General features: G+C 52.9%; 22 protein-coding genes, 1 pseudogene and 1 riboswitch. Of the genes and pseudogenes, 7 read left to right on the top strand and 16 right to left on the bottom strand.

The annotated features are described in order from the left end of the window. Positions 1-81: 81 nt before the first annotated feature. From IDH41_RS09955 to IDH41_RS09935, 5 genes and pseudogenes are all read right to left on the bottom strand, one after another. Positions 82-609, bottom strand: coding sequence for a hypothetical protein (locus IDH41_RS09955; RefSeq protein ID WP_190860558.1), 528 nt, complete (start codon positions 607-609; stop codon positions 82-84). Positions 610-636: 27 nt separating this feature from the next. Next, a complete protein-coding gene (locus IDH41_RS09950) occupies positions 637-1,083 on the bottom strand; it encodes a hypothetical protein (protein ID WP_190860556.1) in 447 nt (148 codons plus the stop codon). A 148-nt stretch (positions 1,084-1,231) separates the two neighbouring features. Next, positions 1,232-1,768 carry a nucleotidyl transferase AbiEii/AbiGii toxin family protein gene (locus IDH41_RS09945; RefSeq protein ID WP_190860554.1) on the bottom strand — a complete coding sequence of 179 codons (537 nt, stop codon included), beginning with the start codon at positions 1,766-1,768 and terminating at the stop codon, positions 1,232-1,234. Between the two features lie 108 nt (positions 1,769-1,876). Further along, positions 1,877-2,149, bottom strand: a pseudogene (locus IDH41_RS31260) (hypothetical protein); the annotation flags it as partial. Further along, entirely contained in the window at positions 2,110-2,457 is a 348-nt protein-coding gene (locus IDH41_RS09935) for a hypothetical protein (RefSeq protein ID WP_190860552.1), read from the bottom strand. The pseudogene IDH41_RS31260 and the gene IDH41_RS09935, both read right to left, overlap by 40 nt. A gap of 213 nt (positions 2,458-2,670) precedes the next feature. Between IDH41_RS09935 and IDH41_RS09930 the strand changes: the two genes are divergently transcribed. The 3 genes from IDH41_RS09930 (at position 2,671) to IDH41_RS09920 (ending at position 6,643) form a co-directional block, all read left to right on the top strand. Beyond that, the gene (locus IDH41_RS09930; protein WP_190860551.1) at positions 2,671-3,867 is read left to right on the top strand and encodes a cytochrome P450; all 1,197 of its coding nucleotides are present in this window, start codon (positions 2,671-2,673) and stop codon (positions 3,865-3,867) included. 288 nt (positions 3,868-4,155) lie between these two features. After that, positions 4,156-6,312, top strand: a complete 2,157-nt coding sequence (locus tag IDH41_RS09925) for a PrsW family glutamic-type intramembrane protease (protein ID WP_190860549.1) — start codon at positions 4,156-4,158, stop codon at positions 6,310-6,312. A gap of 1 nt (position 6,313) precedes the next feature. Next, entirely contained in the window at positions 6,314-6,643 is a 330-nt protein-coding gene (locus IDH41_RS09920; RefSeq protein ID WP_190860547.1) for a hypothetical protein, read from the top strand. A gap of 478 nt (positions 6,644-7,121) precedes the next feature. On the opposite strand, the gene IDH41_RS09915 is transcribed toward IDH41_RS09920, so the two are convergent. From IDH41_RS09915 to IDH41_RS09885, 7 genes are all read right to left on the bottom strand, one after another. Continuing rightward, positions 7,122-7,403, bottom strand: a complete 282-nt coding sequence (locus tag IDH41_RS09915) for a type II toxin-antitoxin system RelE/ParE family toxin (protein ID WP_190860546.1) — start codon at positions 7,401-7,403, stop codon at positions 7,122-7,124. Then, positions 7,400-7,669, bottom strand: coding sequence for a hypothetical protein (locus tag IDH41_RS09910; RefSeq protein WP_190860545.1), 270 nt, complete (start codon positions 7,667-7,669; stop codon positions 7,400-7,402). The genes IDH41_RS09915 and IDH41_RS09910 overlap by 4 nt, the downstream gene beginning before the upstream one ends. A 180-nt stretch (positions 7,670-7,849) precedes the next feature. Next, positions 7,850-8,074 carry a type II toxin-antitoxin system RelE/ParE family toxin gene (locus IDH41_RS32120; RefSeq protein ID WP_190860544.1) on the bottom strand — a complete coding sequence of 75 codons (225 nt, stop codon included), beginning with the start codon at positions 8,072-8,074 and terminating at the stop codon, positions 7,850-7,852. 113 nt (positions 8,075-8,187) lie between these two features. Further along, positions 8,188-8,460, bottom strand: coding sequence for a hypothetical protein (locus IDH41_RS09900; protein ID WP_190860543.1), 273 nt, complete (start codon positions 8,458-8,460; stop codon positions 8,188-8,190). Between the two features lie 166 nt (positions 8,461-8,626). Then, positions 8,627-9,622, bottom strand: coding sequence for an aminoglycoside phosphotransferase family protein (locus IDH41_RS09895; protein WP_190860542.1), 996 nt, complete (start codon positions 9,620-9,622; stop codon positions 8,627-8,629). A gap of 396 nt (positions 9,623-10,018) precedes the next feature. Further along, positions 10,019-10,750, bottom strand: coding sequence for a ThuA domain-containing protein (locus IDH41_RS09890; protein WP_190860540.1), 732 nt, complete (start codon positions 10,748-10,750; stop codon positions 10,019-10,021). Between the two features lie 14 nt (positions 10,751-10,764). Continuing rightward, positions 10,765-11,805 (bottom strand): Gfo/Idh/MocA family protein, encoded by a 1,041-nt coding sequence (locus IDH41_RS09885; RefSeq protein ID WP_223829601.1) that lies wholly within the window; start codon positions 11,803-11,805, stop codon positions 10,765-10,767. 128 nt (positions 11,806-11,933) lie between these two features. Between IDH41_RS09885 and IDH41_RS09880 the strand changes: the two genes are divergently transcribed. Further along, a complete protein-coding gene (locus IDH41_RS09880; protein WP_190860536.1) occupies positions 11,934-12,848 on the top strand; it encodes a helix-turn-helix domain-containing protein in 915 nt (304 codons plus the stop codon). Here IDH41_RS09880 and IDH41_RS09875 read toward each other — a convergent pair. The 3 genes from IDH41_RS09875 to IDH41_RS09865 all read right to left on the bottom strand — a co-directional run bounded on the left by IDH41_RS09875 (position 12,845) and on the right by IDH41_RS09865 (position 17,114). Beyond that, the gene (locus IDH41_RS09875; protein WP_190860534.1) at positions 12,845-15,217 is read right to left on the bottom strand and encodes a putative bifunctional diguanylate cyclase/phosphodiesterase; all 2,373 of its coding nucleotides are present in this window, start codon (positions 15,215-15,217) and stop codon (positions 12,845-12,847) included. The two genes, IDH41_RS09880 and IDH41_RS09875, sit on opposite strands and share 4 nt — an antisense overlap. A gap of 167 nt (positions 15,218-15,384) precedes the next feature. After that, the gene (locus IDH41_RS09870; RefSeq protein WP_190860533.1) at positions 15,385-15,840 is read right to left on the bottom strand and encodes a chemotaxis protein CheX; all 456 of its coding nucleotides are present in this window, start codon (positions 15,838-15,840) and stop codon (positions 15,385-15,387) included. 81 nt (positions 15,841-15,921) lie between these two features. After that, a riboswitch (cyclic di-GMP riboswitch) is annotated at positions 15,922-16,009 on the bottom strand. A gap of 547 nt (positions 16,010-16,556) precedes the next feature. After that, a complete protein-coding gene (locus IDH41_RS09865) occupies positions 16,557-17,114 on the bottom strand; it encodes an NUDIX hydrolase (RefSeq protein WP_190860531.1) in 558 nt (185 codons plus the stop codon). A gap of 232 nt (positions 17,115-17,346) precedes the next feature. Between IDH41_RS09865 and IDH41_RS31925 the strand changes: the two genes are divergently transcribed. From IDH41_RS31925 to IDH41_RS09850, 3 genes are all read left to right on the top strand, one after another. Further along, complete coding sequence (locus IDH41_RS31925; protein WP_190860529.1) at positions 17,347-18,324, top strand: M23 family metallopeptidase; 978 nt, start codon at positions 17,347-17,349, stop codon at positions 18,322-18,324. A 1-nt stretch (position 18,325) separates the two neighbouring features. Continuing rightward, on the top strand, positions 18,326-18,703 hold the full coding sequence (locus IDH41_RS09855) for a bactofilin family protein (RefSeq protein ID WP_190860527.1): 378 nt from the start codon (positions 18,326-18,328) through the stop codon (positions 18,701-18,703). 88 nt (positions 18,704-18,791) lie between these two features. Then, positions 18,792-19,784, top strand: a complete 993-nt coding sequence (locus tag IDH41_RS09850; RefSeq protein WP_190860525.1) for a lipoate--protein ligase — start codon at positions 18,792-18,794, stop codon at positions 19,782-19,784. A 525-nt stretch (positions 19,785-20,309) separates the two neighbouring features. Here the strand turns inward: IDH41_RS09850 and IDH41_RS09845 are convergent. Further along, on the bottom strand, positions 20,310-20,870 hold the full coding sequence (locus tag IDH41_RS09845) for an SMI1/KNR4 family protein (protein ID WP_190860523.1): 561 nt from the start codon (positions 20,868-20,870) through the stop codon (positions 20,310-20,312). Between the last annotated feature and the right edge of the window lie 360 nt (positions 20,871-21,230).

Genomic DNA, 21,230 nt, shown 5'->3' with positions numbered 1-21,230 from the left:
CGATGATGGGGAAATGCTCGAATGTAGAGTGTGCTTAAAAATTATCAAACCTGCCAGATAGCTTAATGCCATTAGGAGCAGCTACCATGGCGATAAACGGCTCCCTGTATTTTCGTTTTCCTTTAAAGATTCAATTTCAAAATTCATTTTCCCATCTCTATACATCGCAAAGGGGTCATCTTTTTCGCCGATTATCAATTTCCCCTCATAAATATCGGCGACTTCAATCCATTCGAATTTATGACCATTCTGCTCTACTTCAAGTTTGATATGATGCCAAAATGAGTGCCCGTCTTCATACTCAACTTCTATAATTTCAAAACCCTTTAATTTATAATTTTGTTCCTTCAAGACATATATTTTCTTTAAGTAGAACGCCTTAGCTTCTTCATTAGATAATGTAGTTCCTTCTGTATAATGACCATCTCCAGTCCTTGCATCATAATCGTATAGTTGCAACTGTTTAAACGCTTTTTCATAATCTTCACTTCTAATAGCTTGATAATAATCTTTGATAATGTCTTCTGCTTTCTGTTCTTCTATGAAATTACATCCTGTTAACATAGAACTTAAGGTGAAAATCAACATAATCAGAAATGATTTCTTCATGTTAACCCCTTATCTTTAAAACTCTTGTTAGAAATCTCCCCCGCATGCGAACTCATTCCACTTCGACAACACTGGAACTGGTTCCTTACCTGGTCTAATAGCACAAACTTGTCTTGGAGATCCAGTAGTAAAAACAGCTTCAACGGCTAGCGATTCTCCGGCATTATCAAAAATCAAATCGACATGTCCTGTGCATACGCATCCATCGTCGTAGTCCCCCTCTACATCCTTAAAGGACAATAGCTTGAAACCGTCTTGCGTAACATTTTGCTTGATCGTTTCCAGTTCGGTATGACTCAGATAAAATGCTGAAGCGACCTTCGGATCTCGCTCAATAACCTGATTCAAATAGGTGGTCAGTTCTTTTTCGACCAGGTACTTACTTATTGGCACCTTGACAAGGACAAAAAACAGCAAAAATAATACATAAGCTATAGATACAGTCCATAACACTCTCAGCATAAATATCTTCATTAAGACGCTCCTCATTTCGAAAGGGGAATATTGGAAGTATTCCCGTACAGTTGACATCCTTACACTTAGACTTGTTACTGAATGCTTGAATGGTCTAAGGTTGAGCAAGTCTTTCGTTGTTGCATACGAATCTGCTATCATCTCAACGTTAAATAAATCGCTCTATAATGCCATGCAATATCTTTTTGCTCTCTATGTCCTTTGGCCGAGGTGTCCGACCAATTTGCTCATAGACCTCTTTTTCTTCGAGCAGTTGTCTTGGGTTTAATACACGAGCTGATATTCCGTTCAACATATAACTTTGTGGCAGCAAGGAATCGGCCCTCCATACCCATACGGGTAAACCATTCATAATGAGACTTCCATCATTAGCTCTGGTTATATAGCCAATCGTGACTTCAACGTTATCCTTACAGAAATCGGACTGCCTATCACGAAACTGGTCTTTTATGGGTGTCCGCTCATAACCAGCTTCCTCAAATGCCTGCTCTAACTGTTCTCGGTGTTGTATCCATGTAACGAAGTCGATATCCTCATGCGGACGAGTAACTTTTCCAAGCAGGAAGTCTATTGCCCATCCTCCACGCAACCAAAAATTTTGTCTAAGTAGGGAACATATTGTACTGATCTCACCTAGCACCTTCAATTGGGACTCAGTTTGATTGTCGGAATTTTGCAGTGTCATATGCTATCTCCTCGCTCCCGATTTTCACCTTATCGCTGACTCTGCACTCGATTTGCTTTATTCCTGCCATGCCTGAGATCCAGTGAGGTTCAAAGCAAATAATCCTGCCTCTGTTTTAAAGGGAGCGTTTTGAAATATCTCCTTTGCATGACCAATTAATTTGGCGCCTGCATCTACACCTGTGTACGTGGATCCTTCAGGGAGCAACGGCATGAGCTTGGTGCCTAAATATCCGTAGCCGCAACCAAAATCGATGATTCGAACGGGGGATATTATTCCCCAGACTCTTTTAACAAGAAAATCTAAATAATCATCATTATAATACAGCCATCTGGTCTTGCTTAAATAATCGATTTTACTGTCCCAATAGTTCCCGTCCACATGGGGACAGCACCGGCGGTAGGAAATGGGTCGCGTTGTACTTCTCTCCTCTGCGCGGCGTTCGGGAAAACGTATATTGTCAAGTTTCCTGGTTCGAGTTGATAAAAATGCCGCTCCGCGTTATCTCTTTGAAAATCGTATGCATTTCGGGTTTCAGCCCTTTCGACATATGGAATACCCGCTTCATTAAGGACGGTCAACACGTCGTTTAACGTCACTTCCGCAAACGGTTCCTTCGTCTCTGCTTTGCTTCCGCAAGCACATAAAATAAAGACTATAACAATGGAAATAAATAAAGTCTTGTACATCCTCTTTTCCCTCCTTTTTATCTTAGACATGGTTAAAGGTGGGAAGGTTGCGGCAAGCCCCATGATTCGGAATGCCCAGCGTGGGAGCATGGATTCATTTTTCCATGCAGCGTTTGCGCCTTCCTTATGGGGCCCTTTATGATGAACATATGACCAGCGTTTTTCCTTGGTCGCGATTCTATCGTTTCGTTCTTTCGGGAGAGGAGAGAAATCATGAAGCAGAGCGAGAACAAGCCTTATTCCACCATTATTCCTATGCAAGAGATCGATTCGCCGGGGACGGCCGTCAATCCGTTCGAGGTCTTCGACAGGCTCCGGGAAAGCACGCCCGTCCGATACGATGAAAGAAGGAACTGCTGGGACGTTTTCCGTTACGAAGATGTGCACTATATCCTTAAAAACCCCGCGCTTTTCTCATCAAAAAGACCGATCTCCGATATGGAGAACTTGCTGATCATGGATCCGCCCAGACATTCGCAGATGCGCGGCCTGGTCAACCAAGCCTTTACGCCCAAAGCGATTGCCGCGCTTGAACCGCGCATCGCGGATATTGCGAATGAACTCCTGGACGAGGCGGCAGCCCGAGGCGGCATGGATACCGTGCACGATTTCTCCGGTCCGCTGCCCGTCATCGTCATCGCCGAGCTGCTTGGCGTACCTGCACGGGATAGAAAACTGTTCAAGGAATGGTCGGACGTACTTGTTACCGGGCCGCAGATGAATACGGAAGAAGCGTTACGAGCCGTTATGGCCGAGCGCCATGAAGCGATGCGCAAGCTCGGCGGTTACTTCACGGGCATTCTCGGGAAACGTCGCGGCAAGCGGGAAGAGGATCTTATCTCGCTGCTGCTCGATGCGGAGATCGATGGTCAGAAGCTGACCGATCAGGAGGTGCTCAGCTTCTGCATCCTGCTGCTTGTGGCAGGCAATGAAACGACGACCAATCTCATAACCAACGCCGTCCGTTATATGACCGAGCATCCGGAAATGCAGGAAATGCTGAGGCGGCAGCCCGATCTCATGCCCGCGGCCGTCGAAGAAGTATTACGCTATTACCCGCCCATTCAGGCCATCGGCCGGGTTACAACGAGCGACGTGGAGCTTGGCGGTCAGTTGATCAAAGCAGGCTCGCAGGTGGTGAACTGGGTCGCTTCGGCCAACCGCGACGGAGCGAAATTCGAGGACCCGAATACGTTTGTCCCGGATCGGAAACCGAACCCCCACCTAAGCTTCGGCTTCGGGATCCACTTTTGCCTCGGCGCGCCGCTTGCCCGTTTGGAAGCGAAAATTGCGCTTAACCTGCTCCTCGAAAGGTTCGGGCATATCGCCCGCAGCGGGGAGGAAGAGCTTCAGCCGATTCAAAGTCCGTTCGTGTTCGGCGTGAAGTCGTTTCCCGTGACCATTTCCTAGTTGGATTGAAAAACCGGCGCATCGCTTGTGCCGGTTTTATTTATTTCGTTCATGCAGTCCGCCCATTCGCTTAACGCCGTTTTAGCCGGTACGGACAGTCATGGACGGGGCATGGCCGGCTGGTCTAAAGGGGGCCGTATTTTCTCCGCTAGTGGTACGAGCGGTATGGGAAAATAGACCAATTTTTTACCAAATCCCCTGTTTCATGATTCACCGGCCGGTTTATCGAGTATGATTTGGAAAGAGGATTTGCCGGCTTTCGCGCGGAAAGCTTCGGCCGAAGGAGGGATGGATACGGATACGATATGGCGGATCCGATGCGGGATCAGAGACTACGCGGAAGCGATTTACCGATTCGTGAGGGAAATCCCGAAGCATCATCCGTGGCTCAAAACCGTCTACGCGATCTGGTGCTGGTTGTCGCTGCTGCTGTTCATCGCGGGCTTGATCTTCTTTCGCGATTCGCGAACGATGCTGGTGCAGTATCTCTGGTCGTTCTACGTCATGCTCCAGTTCTGGCTGCTGTGCCGGAGCAAGACGTTAACATGGAAACGGACGGCCGCGTTCATGCTGCTCGGCGTCTTCCTCGTCATCCCCGTAACGGCCTGGACGCTTATGGCGGCGCACGGCTTGTTCGGCGGGAGGACGTCGGATACATGGTCGGTCGCGGTCGTCACCCCCATCGTGGAGGAGGTTTGGAAGCTCCTTCCCCTTGCGCTTTATTTGTTGTTCTCGCGCCGGGCGTCATCGATGAGCCTTGGCGACTATACGTTGGCGGGGGCGGCAGCAGGCGTCGGCTTCCAGCTGATGGAGGAGCTGACCCGCAGATGGCTCAACTCCGGCATTATCGGAAGGACGTACGGCTACAGCACGACGATGCTCGGGGGCGAGACGATCCATTGGGATTTCTGGACGCTGTTCCCCGGCCGGTTCGAGGAGAGCTTCTTCCCGACGCTCATGACGGTCAGCCATCCCGTGCATACGGCGATGGTCGCCCTCGGTCTCGGCATGGCCGTGCGCGCCCGCAAGCGAATGTCGAACGCGGTCTACGCCTTGCCCGCACTGCTGCTTGCCTGGTCGATCCTGGACCATGCCGCCTATAACGGACAGAACGATTTGCCGGACTGGTTCATGAGAATCCATGAATTAACCGGGAGCGGGTACTTGACGAAAAACGCGTTCCTGCTCATGCTCGCGCTGGGGCTGATTCTGGATTACGCGGCGCTTAATCGGGTCAGGAGCAAGCTGCCGGCGATGGCGGGCGAGCGGCTTATCGAGCCGCTCTCGGAGCTGCTGCATATGGCGACGTCCTTCTTCCTGAGAAGGGAGCGGTTCGTCAGCGTCATAGCCTGGACGAGGGAGCGCCGGGAAGCGGGCTTCTCGATGCTGTATGGCAATGCCGAAGCCGTCTCCGTCCGGGAAGAGCTGCTCGGCCGGATGCGGCTTCACTACAAGCTGGCGGCGGGCCTTGCCGCGCTGCTGATCGGGGCCGGGCTGCTTGCGGGGCTCGCGGCGTACGGGCAGGCGCCCGCACTTTCTGACGGCGGCGCCTGCTTCTCCTGCATGTTCGACTCGCTCCAGGATTGGTGGGACCGCCTCAGCGGCTGGGAGAAGGGAGCGATCGTGCTCGGCGCGTTCGCCCTCTCCCTGCTGTTCGTCGGCTTCTGGCCGGCGCTCGGCATCGCCTTGACCGCGGCGAGCATCCCCGCAAGCGGCCACGAGATCGCGAAGAACATCCGGGATCCGAAGCGGCTGCTTACGCCGGAGAACGCTATCGCGGCTTTGATAGGCCTTGCGCTCAGCCGCGTGCCGTTCGGGCGTCTTGCGGGGAAAGCCGGAGACTGGCTGAAGGATAAGCTGGAGAAGCTGTTAAAGCCCGGCGGGAAGCCCGATCCGGACGTCCCGCGCAAGCCAGATGCGGATGGGCCCGGTGACAGGCCCGATCCGGATGAGCGTGGAGATAAGCCGGATCCGGACGAGGAGCAGGCCCCGCCGAGAGACTCGGACGATTACGTCCACTGGAGCAAGGCGAAGTACAAAGGCGTCGAGCTGTACGACAGCCGAAACGGGGCGCTGGGGGAATTCGACGGCGTCGACATCGAGAACGGCATTTTCTACGAAGCCAAGTCGGCCGAAGGCTTGAACCGCATTCATCCGAAAACCGGCAAGCCGCAGCAGACGCCGCAGCAATTTACGGATAAGCAGCTTTACCAGAAGACGAAGACGCGGATCAACAACCTGCTGGAGAAGGCGGTCGGCACGCGAACGACGCCGGACGGCACTTCGGAAATTCCGACCTTGGAGCAAATCAAAGGAATCCGCCATTTCCAGTTTCAGCTTGACGGCGACACGCCGGAGCTGCGAGCCGCGGCGGAGAACAGCTTGAACCGGCTCCGTCAGGAGTTCCCGGATTACACATTTACGATTAGATTTGGAGTGAAGTAACATGTCGATTAGCGCCTTTATCCTCGATCCCGAAGACGACTTCGAGAGGTCGTTCATGCTTCCGATCGCGACGGAGGCCTTCTACAAAAAATATTGGGAGCCTGCGGCCGAGGAGCTCGGCCTCCAGTGGACGGCTCTGTTTCAAGGCGGCACGGACGTGGAGCGGGACGATGTGCCCTCGGTCCTCGACGAGCTGTCGCGGCTGAAAGAATGGGTGCTCGCCCGAATGAGCGGCGACGAGCGGGAGCATATGCTGCGCAGGCTGGAGCTGCTCGAGCGGGAATTGCCGACCGCCTACCGGCGCGGGGACGCGGTCGTTTATATCGGGTGACGCTGCGCGGCGGCCGGGCAAATAAAAAACCAGTACAACGAGTTAGGTGTCATCAGAAAATAAGTATTAGACTGACCCTAGAAATTGAAACAGCGACAGCCAAGGACGAGAAAATATAGTCCAATACTGTCGCTGTTTCATTTAGCTATCGTACCCCGTTAGGACAATATCAATCATCCAAGGTAGAAACCATAATTGCACTTACAATCCAAATTACTACTGCTGGGACATAATATATTACCGCTATTCCCGCATCCGTATTGTTTAGAATTACCTTAAAAAAGAACAAATTATAGGACAAAAAAAGAATGAAAGATATTAATCCTTTTACAATACCACTTCCATATAACACAAATCCCATTCCTGGAATAATTAAGTTTGCTACAACACTAATTCGACACTTTAATGCTTTTTGTTCTCTCTTTAAATTGTCGATCTCTATATAAATTTATAATCGACAGCCTACTTTAGCCAGGGTTTATTTTTCACCGGGAAACAAAATAGCAAGTATTATGATTTCGTCACGAACTAATTCGTAATAGATTCTGAATTTACTTATGACAATACGAGAAACACCTTTATATTCGCCTGTCTCTTCTGTATATGACTTTCCAATAACAGGATTACCCAACAAATCCTCAGCTTCTAAAACAAGATGAGAAATAAAGTCCAATGTCTCCTCAGGGGTAAATCGATCACTTCGAAATTGGATAAGCTTATTCCTTACACTGGGGAGCCAAATTATGTTTCGAGGGTTCATTTAACAAAATCCTGAGGAGAAAAAGATTTCAAAAGTTCGGAAGTATTCATTCCAAGCCCTTGTTTGTACTGTTCTCGGCTCTCACTAATCATCTGCTTTAGTTCAGGATTCGCCATTACGTCTGCATGGATTGATTGTTGGTCTTCTTCCTGAAGGACAAGTGTAAATCTCCCTTTTCCAGGAATAAAAAACTGGCACACTGAATTATCCCGATTCATACTTGAGATGTATTTCATTAGTTCTTCAGAGGAACGGAGATGTTGCATTCTTCCTCACCACCCTAACAGATTTTATTAATTATACCATAATAATCGACTGCAATTCATTACACTATCCTGCCCGTTACTTCTTTTAGGATTGTTATGATAACTAGTATGTTTACAAAAAAATGCAATGCCAAAACGTTAACACATAAGTGGACCTGCCGGGTACATAATAAACGATTACTACTTTTTCACTCGTTTTCGTTCAGTTCTAGACGGAAGTATGTTAATTACATCGACAGTTCGATCTCTATCATGAACGGCATAATAGATCAAGTAGTTCAATAGCATATGTCTGCTTTTCCCGTAGATAATTCGCCGAAGTCCTTTAAAGCTGCCACGCTCAACGATTCGCCCAATAAACGGATTCCATGAGAGCATATCTTCAATGTGATCGATTGATCTCAATTTCTTTGGTATACCACCATTCCAATGGTTCCGGCCCTTGTTCCTCAAAGAAGGACTCTATACGATTCAGTCATATATCAAACTCTTCCTTGAAAATAACACGAAAGGGACGATTATGTTCTTCTGCCACGGCGCTTCTCCTTTAATTCGTTGGCGGTATCTCCCTTCATATCTGGATTATCCAAGTAGCGCTGCAGGGAAGCTTTTAGTTCAGGATACTCCTCAATTTCTTGGGCTAGATCCGTTTCTGAGTCATCTTCATTAAACGACTCGAAGTTTTCGACCTCAACAGAAACCAGTTTTCCATCAAAGACAAAAAGACTAGACTTTTTGCCTTCGAATGCAAGAAGAAGCTCTTCCTTGGTTTGATCACTTAACGGATTCATTTGGATCACCTCAAAATCATTATAACAGAACCCATATATATTCGCTTAAAGTTCCATGTGACAATATTGCCATTCAACTATCCTGCCCGTTACTTCAACAATCAGGAGCAGGTCGCCGCGGCACCTGCTCAGACATAATCAATTCACTATCATTCCCGTTAGTTCCTCAATCTAGGCATTTGGCGAAGCGCTCTGTCAATTGGATACCTTTGTGCCAATCCTTCCCTCCGTTTTCAATCGTCCAGCACGCCTCAAGCACGCCTCGTGCTATACCCCACATTGCGATTCGGCGAGGGTCCAGGCCGAGGCGATCGGTCATAATCGCAATCCGGCGTCGCAGCACCTGCTCGCAATCACCGCCTCGATCCTCGTAATTAAGCAGATACTGGATCGTATCAAAATGGATGTCGCCGATGATGCCTTTGGGATCAATGACAGCCCATTTCTCTTCGCCTTGACGAAGGATGTTTTCATGATGCAGATCGCCATGCAGTAGGAGATTCTCACTCGTGGTCGTAATGAGATACGCCAGACATTCTTCGGCATTTTCCACCCAGCTCTCAGGCAGTGGCGCGGCAATATTCACATCGTTGAATCGCTCGCGGTATCGCTCGATTGCCGCGAAGTGCTGCCTCATGGTCGGGTACAGACTACCTGTTGCTGCAGGAAGGTGAAGTCGGCGAAATACTTCGCAGAAGATATTCGTCGCAAGGGCATCATCCTCAATTGTCGACAACGGTGTGCCAGGATCGGCACCCTCAAGCAGGGCAACGCCCTGCTCCTCGTCTGCATCTAGCACATGAATCATTCCCCGGCCCTCATATGCACGAAGCACACTAACTTCCCTAGAAAGCTCGTCTTTCATGAAAGATGATTTGAGGACTGCCGGCTTCCCGTCGCTGAGCTTTGCGCGGAGAACGAAGTTATAGGATAAATTAGAGAATGGAGCCTCCGGGCTAAAGTTGAAGCGGCCTGCACAGTCGGTAATCAACCCAGGCAGCGCCTTCGACCATGCTACGCCTTCCTTGCCGTAGAGTTCGTGCATTCTTTCAATAAACGTATCAGGGATCTCAATCATGCCGCAATGGCTCCTTTCAGCGTAGTAGTCTGCTTCTTCTTCTTTTCTTCGACATGATGTGATGTAAAAACCTGTTTCGTTCAACTCCAGCATTCTTCTGATTAAACTGCCCTTGAGCGAAGGGCCGCCGGACATTCACAGGCAGCCTCATCTGATTGCCTTATGGAACTAACGTTCGCCATTAGCTTAACATGATACGGTCATTGTTATGGTTCTCGTTTACAATAAACTAATCAATCTTTTAGTCTTTCTATCTCACCAGCTACAATTTGAGGGGGATCGGAATCCATTACACTATATTCACCTTTGTCATTCGTTTTTGGAGTTACATTAACTTTTTCGCCTACCCTAAGCTCGTTGTAGAGTTACTTCGGCGCGATAAGCGCGCTTTCGCTCTTATCGCGACCGTTCGCCGCCCCTGCCACACCGCACTGCGCAAAAAAAGAGCGTTGCCGCCAACGCTCTTCTCCCGCTCTCCTCTTACTTCCCGATCGGCTCCAGCGGAGCTACTCGCCCGTAGGCGGCGCCGGCGCCCACGGCCGGAGCGGCCCAGCGGACCGCGTTCGCGATCACCATCAAAATTTCCGGCTGATGGTAGATCGGGAACGTCTCGTGCCCCGGCCGGAAGTAGAACAGCTTGCCCTTGCCCCTGCGGTAGCAGCAGCCGCTGCGGAACACTTCGCCGCCCTCGAACCAGGAGATGAAGACGAGCTCGTCCGGCGCCGGAATTTCGAAGCGCTCCCCGTACATCTCTTCCTTCGGGATTTCGATATATTCGCCCAGCCCGTCGGCGATCGGATGCCCGTGCTCGATCACCCAGATCCGCTCCTTCTCGCCGTCGTCGCGCCACTTGAGCGCGCCCGTCTTCGTGCCGAGCAGCGATTCGAATATTTTCGAGGCGTGCCCGGAGTGAAGCACGATCAGCCCCATGCCGTCCAGCACGCGGGTGCGGACCTTCTCCACGATGTCGTCGCGGACTTCGCCATGCGCCAGATGCCCCCACCAAATAAGCACGTCCGTGCTATTCAGCACCTCGTCGCCAAGCCCGTGATCCGGATCGTCCAGCACGGCCGTCCGCACCTCGAAGCCCCCGGCCGACTTCAAATAGCCGCCGATCGCATTGTGGATGCCCTCCGGGTAAATGCCGCGCACCTGCTCGTTATGCCGCTCATGCCGGTATTCGTTCCATACCGTTACGTTAATCGCTGCCATTCGCGTTCTGCCTCCTATTCGACGGTTACCCATCGTTCCTCGGTAAAAGATTGAATAATGCGGTCGATCGTCAACTGGTTGACGTAACCGTCCTCGATCGTCGCGTCTAGCCCGTCGCCCCTTCCGTTCAACAGGTTGAAGAAGGACTGCATCTGCCCCGCGCGGTACGCCTCCGGAATGTCGACCCGGCGGAACGTCCGGTCTTCGCCGAGCTTGACGTGGATCGCGTCCTCCTCCTCCAGGTTATAGACGAGCGCGCCCTTCGTGCCGTAAATCTCCAGCTGCTGGTAATTGCCCCGCCCGTAGGCGAAGCGCGAAATGCTCATCGACGAGGAAGCGCCGCTCGCAAGCCGCGAGAGCACGTGACAGAAGTCGTCGACGTCGACCTCGCCCTTCCCTTCCGCCCCGATCAGGCCGCGCTCCTTCACGATCGTGCCCGCGTCGGCGAAGACGCGGACGGTGTCGCCGACGAGCAATCGCGTCAGGTCCAGAATATGCGAGCCCAGATCGCCAAGCGCGCCCGAGCCGGACAACGCTTTGCGGAACCGCCATACGAGCGGGATGTCCGCGTCGATGCCCCAGCTTTGCAAATATTGGCTGTACACGTGGTTGATCGTCCCGAGGCCGCCGTCCTCGATGAGCTTCTTCGCGTATCGGACGGCCGGCTTGTAGCGGTAGGAGAAGCATACCATGTGCGGCACGGGATTCGCCTCGAGCTCCCGCTTCAGCACGGCCGCTTCCTCTTCGTTCATCGCGATCGGCTTCTCCAGCGCGAACGGCTTGCTCAGCCGGATCGCATCGCAAGCGATGGCGAAGTGGTTGCTGTTCGGCGTGCCGATCGTAACCGCGTCCAGCTCCGGGTCGTTCAGCATATCCGCGTGATTCGCATAACGCCTCGACGCCGGAACGCCCAGCTGCTCGCCTTTGGCCAAAAGCGCTTCCTCGTTGCAATCACAAAGCGACCATACCTCGGCGTCCGCGCTTGCCAATATGCCTTCAATATGAAAATTCGCGATGCCGCCAAGCCCAATAACGCCGATTTTCAGCTTTTTCATCTGCATCATCCCATCCTAGCCCTCAGTTGATTAACAACCTCAGTATAGATTGTGTTAGAATGAACGAAAATGGCGGATCAAGACTCTTTTTGTACAAAAACGACTTCTTCAGATAGGGGGAACATGGCATGCTGGCCATTAACGTGGAAATCGTGCCTCGGGTCAAAATCATGGGGTTTATCGCCTACAAGAGCCCCTGGCTTCACTTCAAGCGCAAGGTGAACGAATACGTGCTCTACTTCATCCGCAGCGGCGAGCTGCATATCCGGGAGGAGGACAGGAGATACGCGCTCCGGAAGGGGGATCTGTTCATTCTGGAGCCGAACATGGAGCATGAAGGCACCGAGAAGCATACTTGCGATTACTATTACATCCACTACGAGCATCCGGCTACGAGGACCGTGCAGATCGACGATATGCTGGCGACGGCCCGCTATTTGATCGCCCGGCACGAGCAGCCGCCCGTCGACCAGCCGGAGCGAGACGCGAACGGGATCGGACCGTACGACTGTTATTTTCCGAAATACCATACGATCGCCGACAAAACGAGATTCCAGCAAACCGTTCACGCCATGAACGAAATGCTGCAGCTCTACAAGCGCAAGCACTACAACCGGAGCCTGGCCGCCCTGCGGCTCACCGGCCTGCTCATCGATCTGTCGCGGGACCATTTCACCGACGAGCTGCAAAAAAGCGACCGCTTCCATTCGAAAGCGATCGTGAAGGTCAACGCGGTGATCGATTATATTCATCAAAACTATCAGAGCAAAATAACGGGAGACGACATCGAGCGCCTGTTCGAAACGAATTTCGACTACTTGAACCGCGCCTTCAAGAAGGCGACCGGCCAGCCGATCGGGCGCTACATCAACACGGTGCGCATCCGCCAGGCGAAGGAGCTGATCGAGACGACTCCGCTTGGCATCGGCGAGATCGGCTACTTGACCGGCCTGAGCGATCCTTACCATTTCAGCAAGGTGTTCAAGAAATACGTCGGCGTCTCGCCTACCCAGTACTATAAAAATCGAAATGAAATCGATTAGTTCGCTTGCATGAAGCCGCTGATCTGATCGGCCGGCATCGGCTTGCAGAACAGGAAGCCCTGGATCTGGTCGCAATGGTAAGACTTCAGCAGCTCAAGCTGCTCCGGCAGCTCGACGCCCTCGGCGACGACGACCAGCTTCAGGCGGTGCGCCATATCGATCAGCGATGAGACGATTACTCGGCTGCGCTCGTCATCGGATATGTGGTCGATCAGCGTTTTGTCGATTTTCATGCATTGGATCGGAAGCCGGCTGACGTATTTCAAGGACGAGTAGCCCGCCCCGAAATCATCGATCGAGATCGTGAAGCCCATGTTCCGCAGCTCGACGAAAATCGCGTTCACCTCGTCGAAATTTTCGATGGCGAAGCTTTCGGTCACTTCCAGCTCGAAGCGGCTCGGGTCCACCCGCTCTTCGGCGAAGATGCAGCCGATCCTCTCCGCGAAATTCGGCTGCAGCAACTGCGCCCCGGATATATTGATAGCGATAACGACGGACAGCTCGTCCAATTGCTCCCGCCACGCCTTGAACTGCCGGCAGGCCGCATGCATGATCCATTCGCCGATCTCGTTAATCAAGCCGGACGACTCCGCGATCGGAATGAATTCCGCCGGGGACACTTGCCCCAGCCTGTCGTTCTTCCACCTGAGGAGCGTCTCCATGCCGGATATCCGTTCCGCGGACAAATCCCATTTCGGCTGAAAATAGAGCTGCAGCTCCTCCTTGTCGATCGCGTTCCGGAGCAGATGCTCGATCAGCGCCCGCCTTGTCCGGTTCGCCTCGATCGCCTGCGAATACCAGCGGTATTGGTTGCGCCCGCGCTCCTTCACGTCCAGCATCGCCACGTCCGAATAATGAAGCAGCGCTTCGGATTCCGTGCCGTGCTCGGGATACAGGCTGATCCCGATGCTCGCCGTAACGATGACGGGATTTCCTTCGATCTCGAACGGTTCGCTAAGCTCGTCCTTAATCCGCTGGGCCAAGCTGTCGATCTGCTTCTTGTCCTGCACCTTCGGCGAAATGATGCAGAACTCGTCCCCGCCTAGCCGGAAGAGGCTGCCGCCTCCCTTCAGGCACCGTTTCAACCGTTTGGACGTCTTCAGCAGGAGCAAATCCCCCGACTGGTGGCCGAGCGTGTCGTTCACCCATTTGAAGCTGTCGATGTCGATCAGGATGACGGCGAAGCGGGCGCGCGTCTTGCCGCTCAGGGCGATCGTCTCTTCCAGCCGCTCGTAGAACGCCAGCCGGTTGGACAAGCCGGTCAGCGTATCATGGTACGTCTGATAGCGGATCCTCTTCTGGGCATGCTGCAGCGAAGCCGTCATAAGATTAAACGACCGTTCCAGCTGGGCGATCTCGTCCTTGCCCGATTCCGGAATGCGGATCGAGAAGTCCTTCTCGGTCTCGATCTCTCTCATTCCCCGGATGACCCGATTCAAGCGGCCGAATATTGTCCATTGAAGAACCAGTCTGGCGATCACGAAGAAGCCGATGCCGGTCAGGCCGAAAAACAGCATGTAAAATTCAACGCTCTTCTTCGCTTGCTTATACAGCGCCATCGGCTTCTCGAGCGTCAGCAGGGCCGCGTATTCGCCGCGAATATCCGGCAGAACCGCATAGCTTGCGATGCTCCGCTTGTCGTTCGCCGTCCAATAAGGCATCGGTTCGCGGTTCTGCACCGCGATCGTGCCGGCCTCTCCGGGAAGAGCGAACGAATCGTCCAGCACGTCGATATCGATCGGAATGTCCGCTTTGCCCGCTATGTAATGAATATAACCTTCGTCAAGAAGGCGGGCGAACACCAGCCTGCCCTCCGCGGGCCCCCGGTCGCCGCTCGTCAATATCGGGTACGAGGCGACCATCATCGGCAGGCCGCCGATCACCGCCAGGCCGGTTCGGCCGGCCGAATCGCCGGGCCGTCCCCCATCATCGGCATACTCGCCGCGCATCGCGTCGATCAACGTCTGGGGATAAGCCAACTCCCGCTTGCCCTCGTAGTCGTAGCCTCTGGCGTAATAAACCTCGTTGTCGCCGTTCAACAAGACGGTATAGTTGAGGCGGGCGGCTTCGTATAACGAATCCGTGAAGTTGCTTTTCAAATACGGGTCGTCCGCCGCCGGGGCGCCTTGCCTCTTCACGAAACGATACGTTTCGTCCCAGCTTGCGTAACCGATGGATACCGCGTCGAGAGAGTGAAACTCATCATAAAACGAAAGGAGGGCCCGCTCCGTCTCCTCCTCCGAATCGCGCAGCTCCAACGCTTCGTAATGATGAAGGAGCGCCTTCTCGGATATGAGGTACAGCAGCGCCAGCAAAGCGAACGTGATCAGCCCTACGTAAATCATGATTTTGCGGCGAAGTTGCATCATCATTTGCCCCCCAAGTCTAAACGGCTGACGCCGTCCTTTGGCGGTATAAGCTCGTTTCGCGATGAAATATAAGCTAATTTATAAGGGCAAAACTTATAAATTCTTATCTTTTGAATAAATCCCCTTGCCGTACAGGCTTATCGCTATGTATAGACGCTTCCGGTCCGTTAGCCCGGGAGGATCATGTTAATGCGGAATTCCCCGATATCCGGAATGTGCAGCGGGACTGTAACCGCTTTAAGCTGCTCCGAGGAAGCGTAGTCCTTCAGGATGCTCGGGGGGGTAATGTCGACCTGGATCCCGTCGTTGTACAGTAGAGTCGTCGCGTTGCCGCTGATCATGTTGCCGAGCTCCGATATCGCGCTTTGGCACATCTCGTCGAGCTGCGTGACGGCGTAGCCTCCCATCATGGCGGACACGATCTTCAGCGCGACCTCCTCCGGTATGCCGAACAGCACGTTTCCTTTGAACTCGCCCATTATGCCGATTTCAAGCCAAATGTGGTTGTCGAGCAGCTCTACGTTGATCAGCTTCAAATCGCCGACGGTCGGCTTCGCCTGAACGAACGTCTCGATAATGTTGACCGACGAAGAAATAAACGGGTTAATGTAGCTTGCTTTCATCACGGATCCCCCTTGTCAAATGCAATAAAAAAAACTGCTCGAAATGAGAGCAGTTTCCCGGTAAAAAAGAAAAGGCTACATTTCGGCGACCCAGCCGCCATAGAATCATAGATTCCGTAGGCCTGAAGCTTTGCGTCCCTGCCTTTCGGCAGGTTTGCCATTATCGTATATAGTCGGCTTTGGTATCAGGTATAAAGTCCTGATCTTAGGAGCCATTACCATTCTACCATAAAATTTCAATATGACAAACGACTTATTTCAACAATATTTACCGTCGTTCGATAATCCCGGTCCGTCCGCGTATCCAGTCGAAATCTATTAATCTCGGGCGGCGTCAAGCGCGCAGCAAAAAGAGCCTTCCGTCATAGGAAGGCTCAATAGTCGGGCGAACGGGGCTGCAAGCCCGGAGGATTCGCTGCAGCCATGCGCATGTCTACGATCAGAGCCGTGTAGGATCAATTATTGATACTATACGGCGTTTGGACGGCTTCTCCAACCGTTTAATTTCAATTTCTGCACGAAATCCCCCAAACTTGCCTATTGTGCTCCGGTTATTCACGAAATGATTTCAATATATGCAACTAATCCCCTAAGCTTCCACGCTTTTAAGTAAGTAATTTCAATATCCGAAACGAATAGCCATCGAAGCCTGTCTCAGGAACTCCTTTTGCCGCTTATCCTGCTGCCGCCTCCCACACTTCGCTCCAAACCTTTGCTCACACCCGAAACAAGCCGTATCCGGGCAGCGGGACGACCGGAGCCTCGTCCGTCTTCAAGCCCCGCCCTTCCCCGTGGAAAGCGACGTCGACGAGCCAGCGCGTGAACGGCGCGACGTTCATGCCTTCCATCTCCTCCAGGCTGAAAAACCCGGCTGCATCCACTTCCACCCGATCGGGGGTCGGCTCGCCGCCCGCATACTCCATTTCGAAAGCGATGTAGACGTTATGTATGCCTCTCGGCTGATCGCGCAGCGCCGCGACGCTCTTGACGGTCGCCTGCACGCCGCACTCCTCGAGCACCTCGCGCTCGATCGTCTCCCGAATCGGCTCCAGCTGCTCGATATAGCCGCCCGGATTCGTCCAATACCCTTTGCCGGGCTCCTGGGCTCTTCGGACAAGCAGCAGCTTATCCTCTTTCTTCACCAGCGCTCCCACGCCGATGCTGTAGCTGCCCCAATGAACGAAGCTGCAGCTCCCGCACGCCCTTCTCATCGTTCCGTCTATGTCGCGGGTTTCCAATTCATGTCCGCAGGACATGCAAAACCGTGCCTCCATCGTTTCGACCACCTCTGCTTATATGCTCGCGCATGATCCGATTATAAGGCGAAATCGGACGGTTGCATAGCCGTCGTTAGCGCTTGTAAGCGCCCAGCTCCTTCGACATCTTTTAACAAACGGAGCGAGAAATTACGAAATCTTTCCAAAATTTTCGAATAAATAAAGGACTTTTGTAGGATATGTCGAATAGTACCCTGTTGCATTTCGTTAAAAATATAGGAGGAACGTCATGAATTGGCTGTCTAAAAGATTCACGTTCGTCATCATCCCCGAAGCGAACCAATCCGTTCGGCAGTACCGCGTTTCGGGACTCGCGCTCGTGCTTGCGCCCGCTCTCGCGCTGCTGCTCGGACTGTTCGCGCTCGTTATATTCGCGTTATTCTCGAGGGCATCGATAACCGCAAGCGACCTGAAAGGGGAGCTGTCATCCTCGGCGGACCGATACGAGCTCCGGCTCAGCGAGAAGGACGCCAGCATCGACAGCCTGCGGAGCGATCTGCTCCGTCTGTCCGAGCAAGCCCGATCGATGGAGGGCAAGATGGCCGAGGTGAAGGCGCTCGAAGCCCAGCTGAAGCAGCTGGCCGGCATCGACGCCAAAGCGCCCGTCTCCGTGTCGAGCCTCGTGGCCGAGGAAGGCGGACAAGGCGGCGAAGAGCTCGAGCTTCCAGGCGGTTCGGCCGCCGCGCTCGCCGGAGAAACCGCCGAACGGTTCGCCGACATCGGGAAGAGGCTCGAAACGATGCTCCCGCAGCTCGAAGACACGAAGGAAGCGGTTATCGCCTATAAAGAAATGTTAAGGATCACGCCGACGATCTGGCCGACCGACTCCCGCAAGGTCACGTCCCTGTTCGGCATGCGCAAGGATCCGTTCACCGGACGGACGACGTATCATTCCGGCATCGACATCGGCGGAAGCACGGGCGATCCGATCTATGCCGCGGCGGACGGCGTCGTAACTCTGTCCGAGAACGACCGCGTTCACGGACACAACATTATGATCGATCACGGACGGGGCATCAGCACCCGCTATCTTCATTTAAGCAAGCGCGTCGCCGGCGTAGGCGATAAGGTGGCCAAAGGCCAATCGATCGGCGAGCTGGGCAGCACGGGCCGCAGCACCGGACCGCACCTGCACTACGAGGTGTACATAAACGGGGAAACCGTCAATCCCGAGCCTTACATTACAGCAGACAGAAAGGAACCTTGACATGTTCAAAAACAACAGCGCGAAGCGAAACCCCGACGCGACCGATACGCTTGTCGGCGAAGGCACGACCTTCGAAGGCAAAATCAAATCCGAGGCGAGCGTCCGCATCGAAGGCCACGTCATCGGCGACATCGAATGCGCGGGCAGCGTCACGATCGGCGAGCGCGGCTCCGCCCGCTCCAACGTGTCGGCCCGCGATCTGATTCTGGCCGGCAAGCTGACCGGGGACGTGTCGGTCGAAGGGACGCTGACTATCCATCCGACCGGCGAGCTGAACGGCAACCTGTCCGCCGGCAGCCTGCTGATCGAGGCGGGCGGTATTTTTAACGGGACGAGCACGATGGCGGTCAAGCCGTCGCCCGGCGCCGCATCCGCCTAACCCGCAGGATCGGCCGGTTTGAAAACCGCCTCCCCGGAAGGGTATAATGCCCATAAGCATCGCGCTTCATACGGGAGGAGGAATGAGCATGCGTTTCATCAGCAATAACGACAATACCGATCCCGCGCTGAACCTGGCGCTAGAGGAATACATTTTGCGCTCGCTGCCGGACTCGGACGATTACTTGCTCTTCTACGTTAACGAGCCGTCCATCATCATCGGCAAAAACCAGAACACCGTCGAAGAGATCAATGCGGAGTACGTGGAGAAGAACGGCATTCACGTCGTCCGCAGGCTGTCCGGCGGCGGCGCCGTCTACCATGACCTCGGCAATCTGAACTTCAGCTTCATTATGAAGGACGACGGCCGGTCGTTCCACAACTTCAAGAAATTCACAGAGCCCGTCGTCCGGGCGCTGCGCAAGCTCGGCGTAGACGCGGAGATGACCGGCCGCAACGACCTGCAGGTCGGCGAGAGGAAAATATCGGGCAACGCGCAGTTTTCCGCGAAAGGCAAAATGTTCAGCCACGGCACGCTCCTGTTCGACTCCGAGATCGACAACGTCGTCTCCGCGCTGAAGCCGAGCGCCGAGAAGTACGCGTCCAAATCGACGAAGTCGATCCGCAGCCGCGTCGCCAATATTGCCGAATTTCTCGCCGAGCCGATGACGATCGAGCAGTTCCGGCAAAGCCTGCTGCAATCGATATTCGAAGAAGCGGACGATATCCCGTTCTACGAGCTTGACGAGCGGGACTGGGCAGCCGTCCGCAAGCTGGCCGACGAGCGCTACCGCAGCTGGGAATGGAACTACGGGAGATCCCCGGCCTTTAACATGCAGCAGAAGAAAAGGACCGAGGCAGCCGGCACGTTCGACGTCAGGCTGCAGGTCGAGGAAGGCGTCATCGTCTCCGCCGCGATCTTCGGCGACTTCTTCGGCCGCGGCGACAGCGCTGAGGCGGCGGAGCGCCTGATCGGCGTCCGTTACGAGGCGGACGCGCTCGGGAAGGTCGCGGATAGCATCGATTTGCCCTATTACTTCGGTCCGATTACGAAGGAAGAGTGGCTGGGGCTGCTGCTATAAAGCGAAAGGGAATGCGCGCGTAGAGCGGCATTCCCTTTTTTTGGCGCTACCGGGCGGGGGCGTAGGGGCGGGGGCGGCTCCTCCGGATCGCGTTTGCGTCGGTAGCGAGCCTGCGTTGCCCCGCGGCACCGCATGCTGCGTAGCGCAGAAGGGCTATGTTGCACATAAAGCTACGTTGCACGGATAGCTGTGTTGCACTTTATACAGCAGAAACCTGACATGGAGGCGCGGTTGAGCGGCTTCGGTGTATTTGTGCAACAGTAATGCGGGAATAGGTGTCTGATTGAGCCTTATAAGCTCATTTTGCTGCACGAAGTGCAACGTAGACGGCTGCCCACACGTTATAGTGTTGTCCTATTGTACAAAGTACAACGTAGCTGAGAGCGCCGGGATCGGATAAGCATCAAGCGGCAAGTAAGGGCAAATGAGGTTGGACGATTCGCCATAATCGAGGCTGAGGAGGGCTGACCCCAAGGCGAACAACCGCAAACGGGCTGAAACTGCATGATGTAACACCGAATTAGTTTATCCAGACGAGTCAACAGACTTTGGAATTTTCAAGGTGTTTTTATATCCCCAATTCCAATAATCCGAGCCATAACTCACAATGAATCTATTGAAAAATTCAGTGAAGTTGCTCCCGATACTGTAAAAATGATCATCTGCTATCGGATCAATAACATATACAGAATCAAAGTCTCGTTGAAGATTTAATGCTATTTGTATTTGGGAACTCATACTTGTCGCAACTACCAACATATAGTTTGGGTAGTCAAATGTGTTTTTAAATGAAAGTACCTCTTCAATACTATAAATATTCGCATCATAGTGATTAAAGCTTAATCCATTTGTAAATGTTAAAAACTTCTTGTAATCTTCCGGAATTGCATAACCTATTGCCTTCTCTAAGAAGGTTATGTCTTCCTGCTGTGCAGCAACTTTAAAACCGAATCCATAATCGACCATGGCCCCGTGAAAATACATTTTCACATCTGAGTCGTTTGATTGATGTAATAGCCGTAGTATTTCTTCAATATCCAGAATATTCGAGGCATCAAAATCATCAGAACTTAATTTTTTGTTCATTAGCCATTTCTCCTCTGGCACTTAAAAATCAAAGGGCATGAGATTATTTAAAAATCATCCATGCCCATTTCAGTTCAATTATATCTAAAAGTATAAATGTTGATCAACTCTTACTATCCTGCCCACCAAGCCGTCACACTTGTGTGAAATGTCTTCGGGAGATGTATTAAATTGCTCATTGTATTATTTCCACCGTAAGCTAGGGGTCTGATATGATGAGTGCGACTCAAGCAAGCGTCACCAACCGTTCGCAACTCGACTGCGCGAAGAACGCCAAGAAGGCCTTAGGCGTTCCCTGAGGAACGCACTAAGGCCTTTGTATTGCCGCCCGTCGCCGCAAGAGCAAGCCTCCTTATGCCG

Source organism: Paenibacillus arenilitoris (genome assembly GCF_014705655.1).
GTDB lineage: Bacteria > Bacillota > Bacilli > Paenibacillales > Paenibacillaceae > Pristimantibacillus > Pristimantibacillus arenilitoris.
The sequence above is the reverse complement of the archived record's forward strand: the minus strand, read 5'-3'. Positions and strand labels throughout refer to the sequence as shown.

Coding starts and splice junctions, on each gene's coding strand:
- IDH41_RS09920 (WP_190860547.1), top strand. CDS start 6,314: ATGTCGATTAGCGCCTTTATCCTCGATCCCGAAGACGACTTCGAGAGG.
- IDH41_RS09925 (WP_190860549.1), top strand. CDS start 4,156: ATGGATACGGATACGATATGGCGGATCCGATGCGGGATCAGAGACTAC.
- IDH41_RS09950 (WP_190860556.1), bottom strand. CDS start 1,083: ATGAAGATATTTATGCTGAGAGTGTTATGGACTGTATCTATAGCTTAT.
- IDH41_RS09845 (WP_190860523.1), bottom strand. CDS start 20,870: ATGAACAAAAAATTAAGTTCTGATGATTTTGATGCCTCGAATATTCTG.
- IDH41_RS09885 (WP_223829601.1), bottom strand. CDS start 11,805: ATGAAAAAGCTGAAAATCGGCGTTATTGGGCTTGGCGGCATCGCGAAT.
- IDH41_RS09890 (WP_190860540.1), bottom strand. CDS start 10,750: ATGGCAGCGATTAACGTAACGGTATGGAACGAATACCGGCATGAGCGG.
- IDH41_RS09945 (WP_190860554.1), bottom strand. CDS start 1,768: ATGACACTGCAAAATTCCGACAATCAAACTGAGTCCCAATTGAAGGTG.
- IDH41_RS09875 (WP_190860534.1), bottom strand. CDS start 15,217: ATGATGCAACTTCGCCGCAAAATCATGATTTACGTAGGGCTGATCACG.
- IDH41_RS31925 (WP_190860529.1), top strand. CDS start 17,347: ATGAATTGGCTGTCTAAAAGATTCACGTTCGTCATCATCCCCGAAGCG.
- IDH41_RS09865 (WP_190860531.1), bottom strand. CDS start 17,114: ATGGAGGCACGGTTTTGCATGTCCTGCGGACATGAATTGGAAACCCGC.
- IDH41_RS09930 (WP_190860551.1), top strand. CDS start 2,671: ATGAAGCAGAGCGAGAACAAGCCTTATTCCACCATTATTCCTATGCAA.
- IDH41_RS09880 (WP_190860536.1), top strand. CDS start 11,934: ATGCTGGCCATTAACGTGGAAATCGTGCCTCGGGTCAAAATCATGGGG.
- IDH41_RS09935 (WP_190860552.1), bottom strand. CDS start 2,457: ATGTACAAGACTTTATTTATTTCCATTGTTATAGTCTTTATTTTATGT.
- IDH41_RS09910 (WP_190860545.1), bottom strand. CDS start 7,669: ATGCAACATCTCCGTTCCTCTGAAGAACTAATGAAATACATCTCAAGT.
- IDH41_RS09855 (WP_190860527.1), top strand. CDS start 18,326: ATGTTCAAAAACAACAGCGCGAAGCGAAACCCCGACGCGACCGATACG.
- IDH41_RS09850 (WP_190860525.1), top strand. CDS start 18,792: ATGCGTTTCATCAGCAATAACGACAATACCGATCCCGCGCTGAACCTG.
- IDH41_RS09870 (WP_190860533.1), bottom strand. CDS start 15,840: ATGAAAGCAAGCTACATTAACCCGTTTATTTCTTCGTCGGTCAACATT.
- IDH41_RS09955 (WP_190860558.1), bottom strand. CDS start 609: ATGAAGAAATCATTTCTGATTATGTTGATTTTCACCTTAAGTTCTATG.
- IDH41_RS09900 (WP_190860543.1), bottom strand. CDS start 8,460: ATGAATCCGTTAAGTGATCAAACCAAGGAAGAGCTTCTTCTTGCATTC.
- IDH41_RS09915 (WP_190860546.1), bottom strand. CDS start 7,403: ATGAACCCTCGAAACATAATTTGGCTCCCCAGTGTAAGGAATAAGCTT.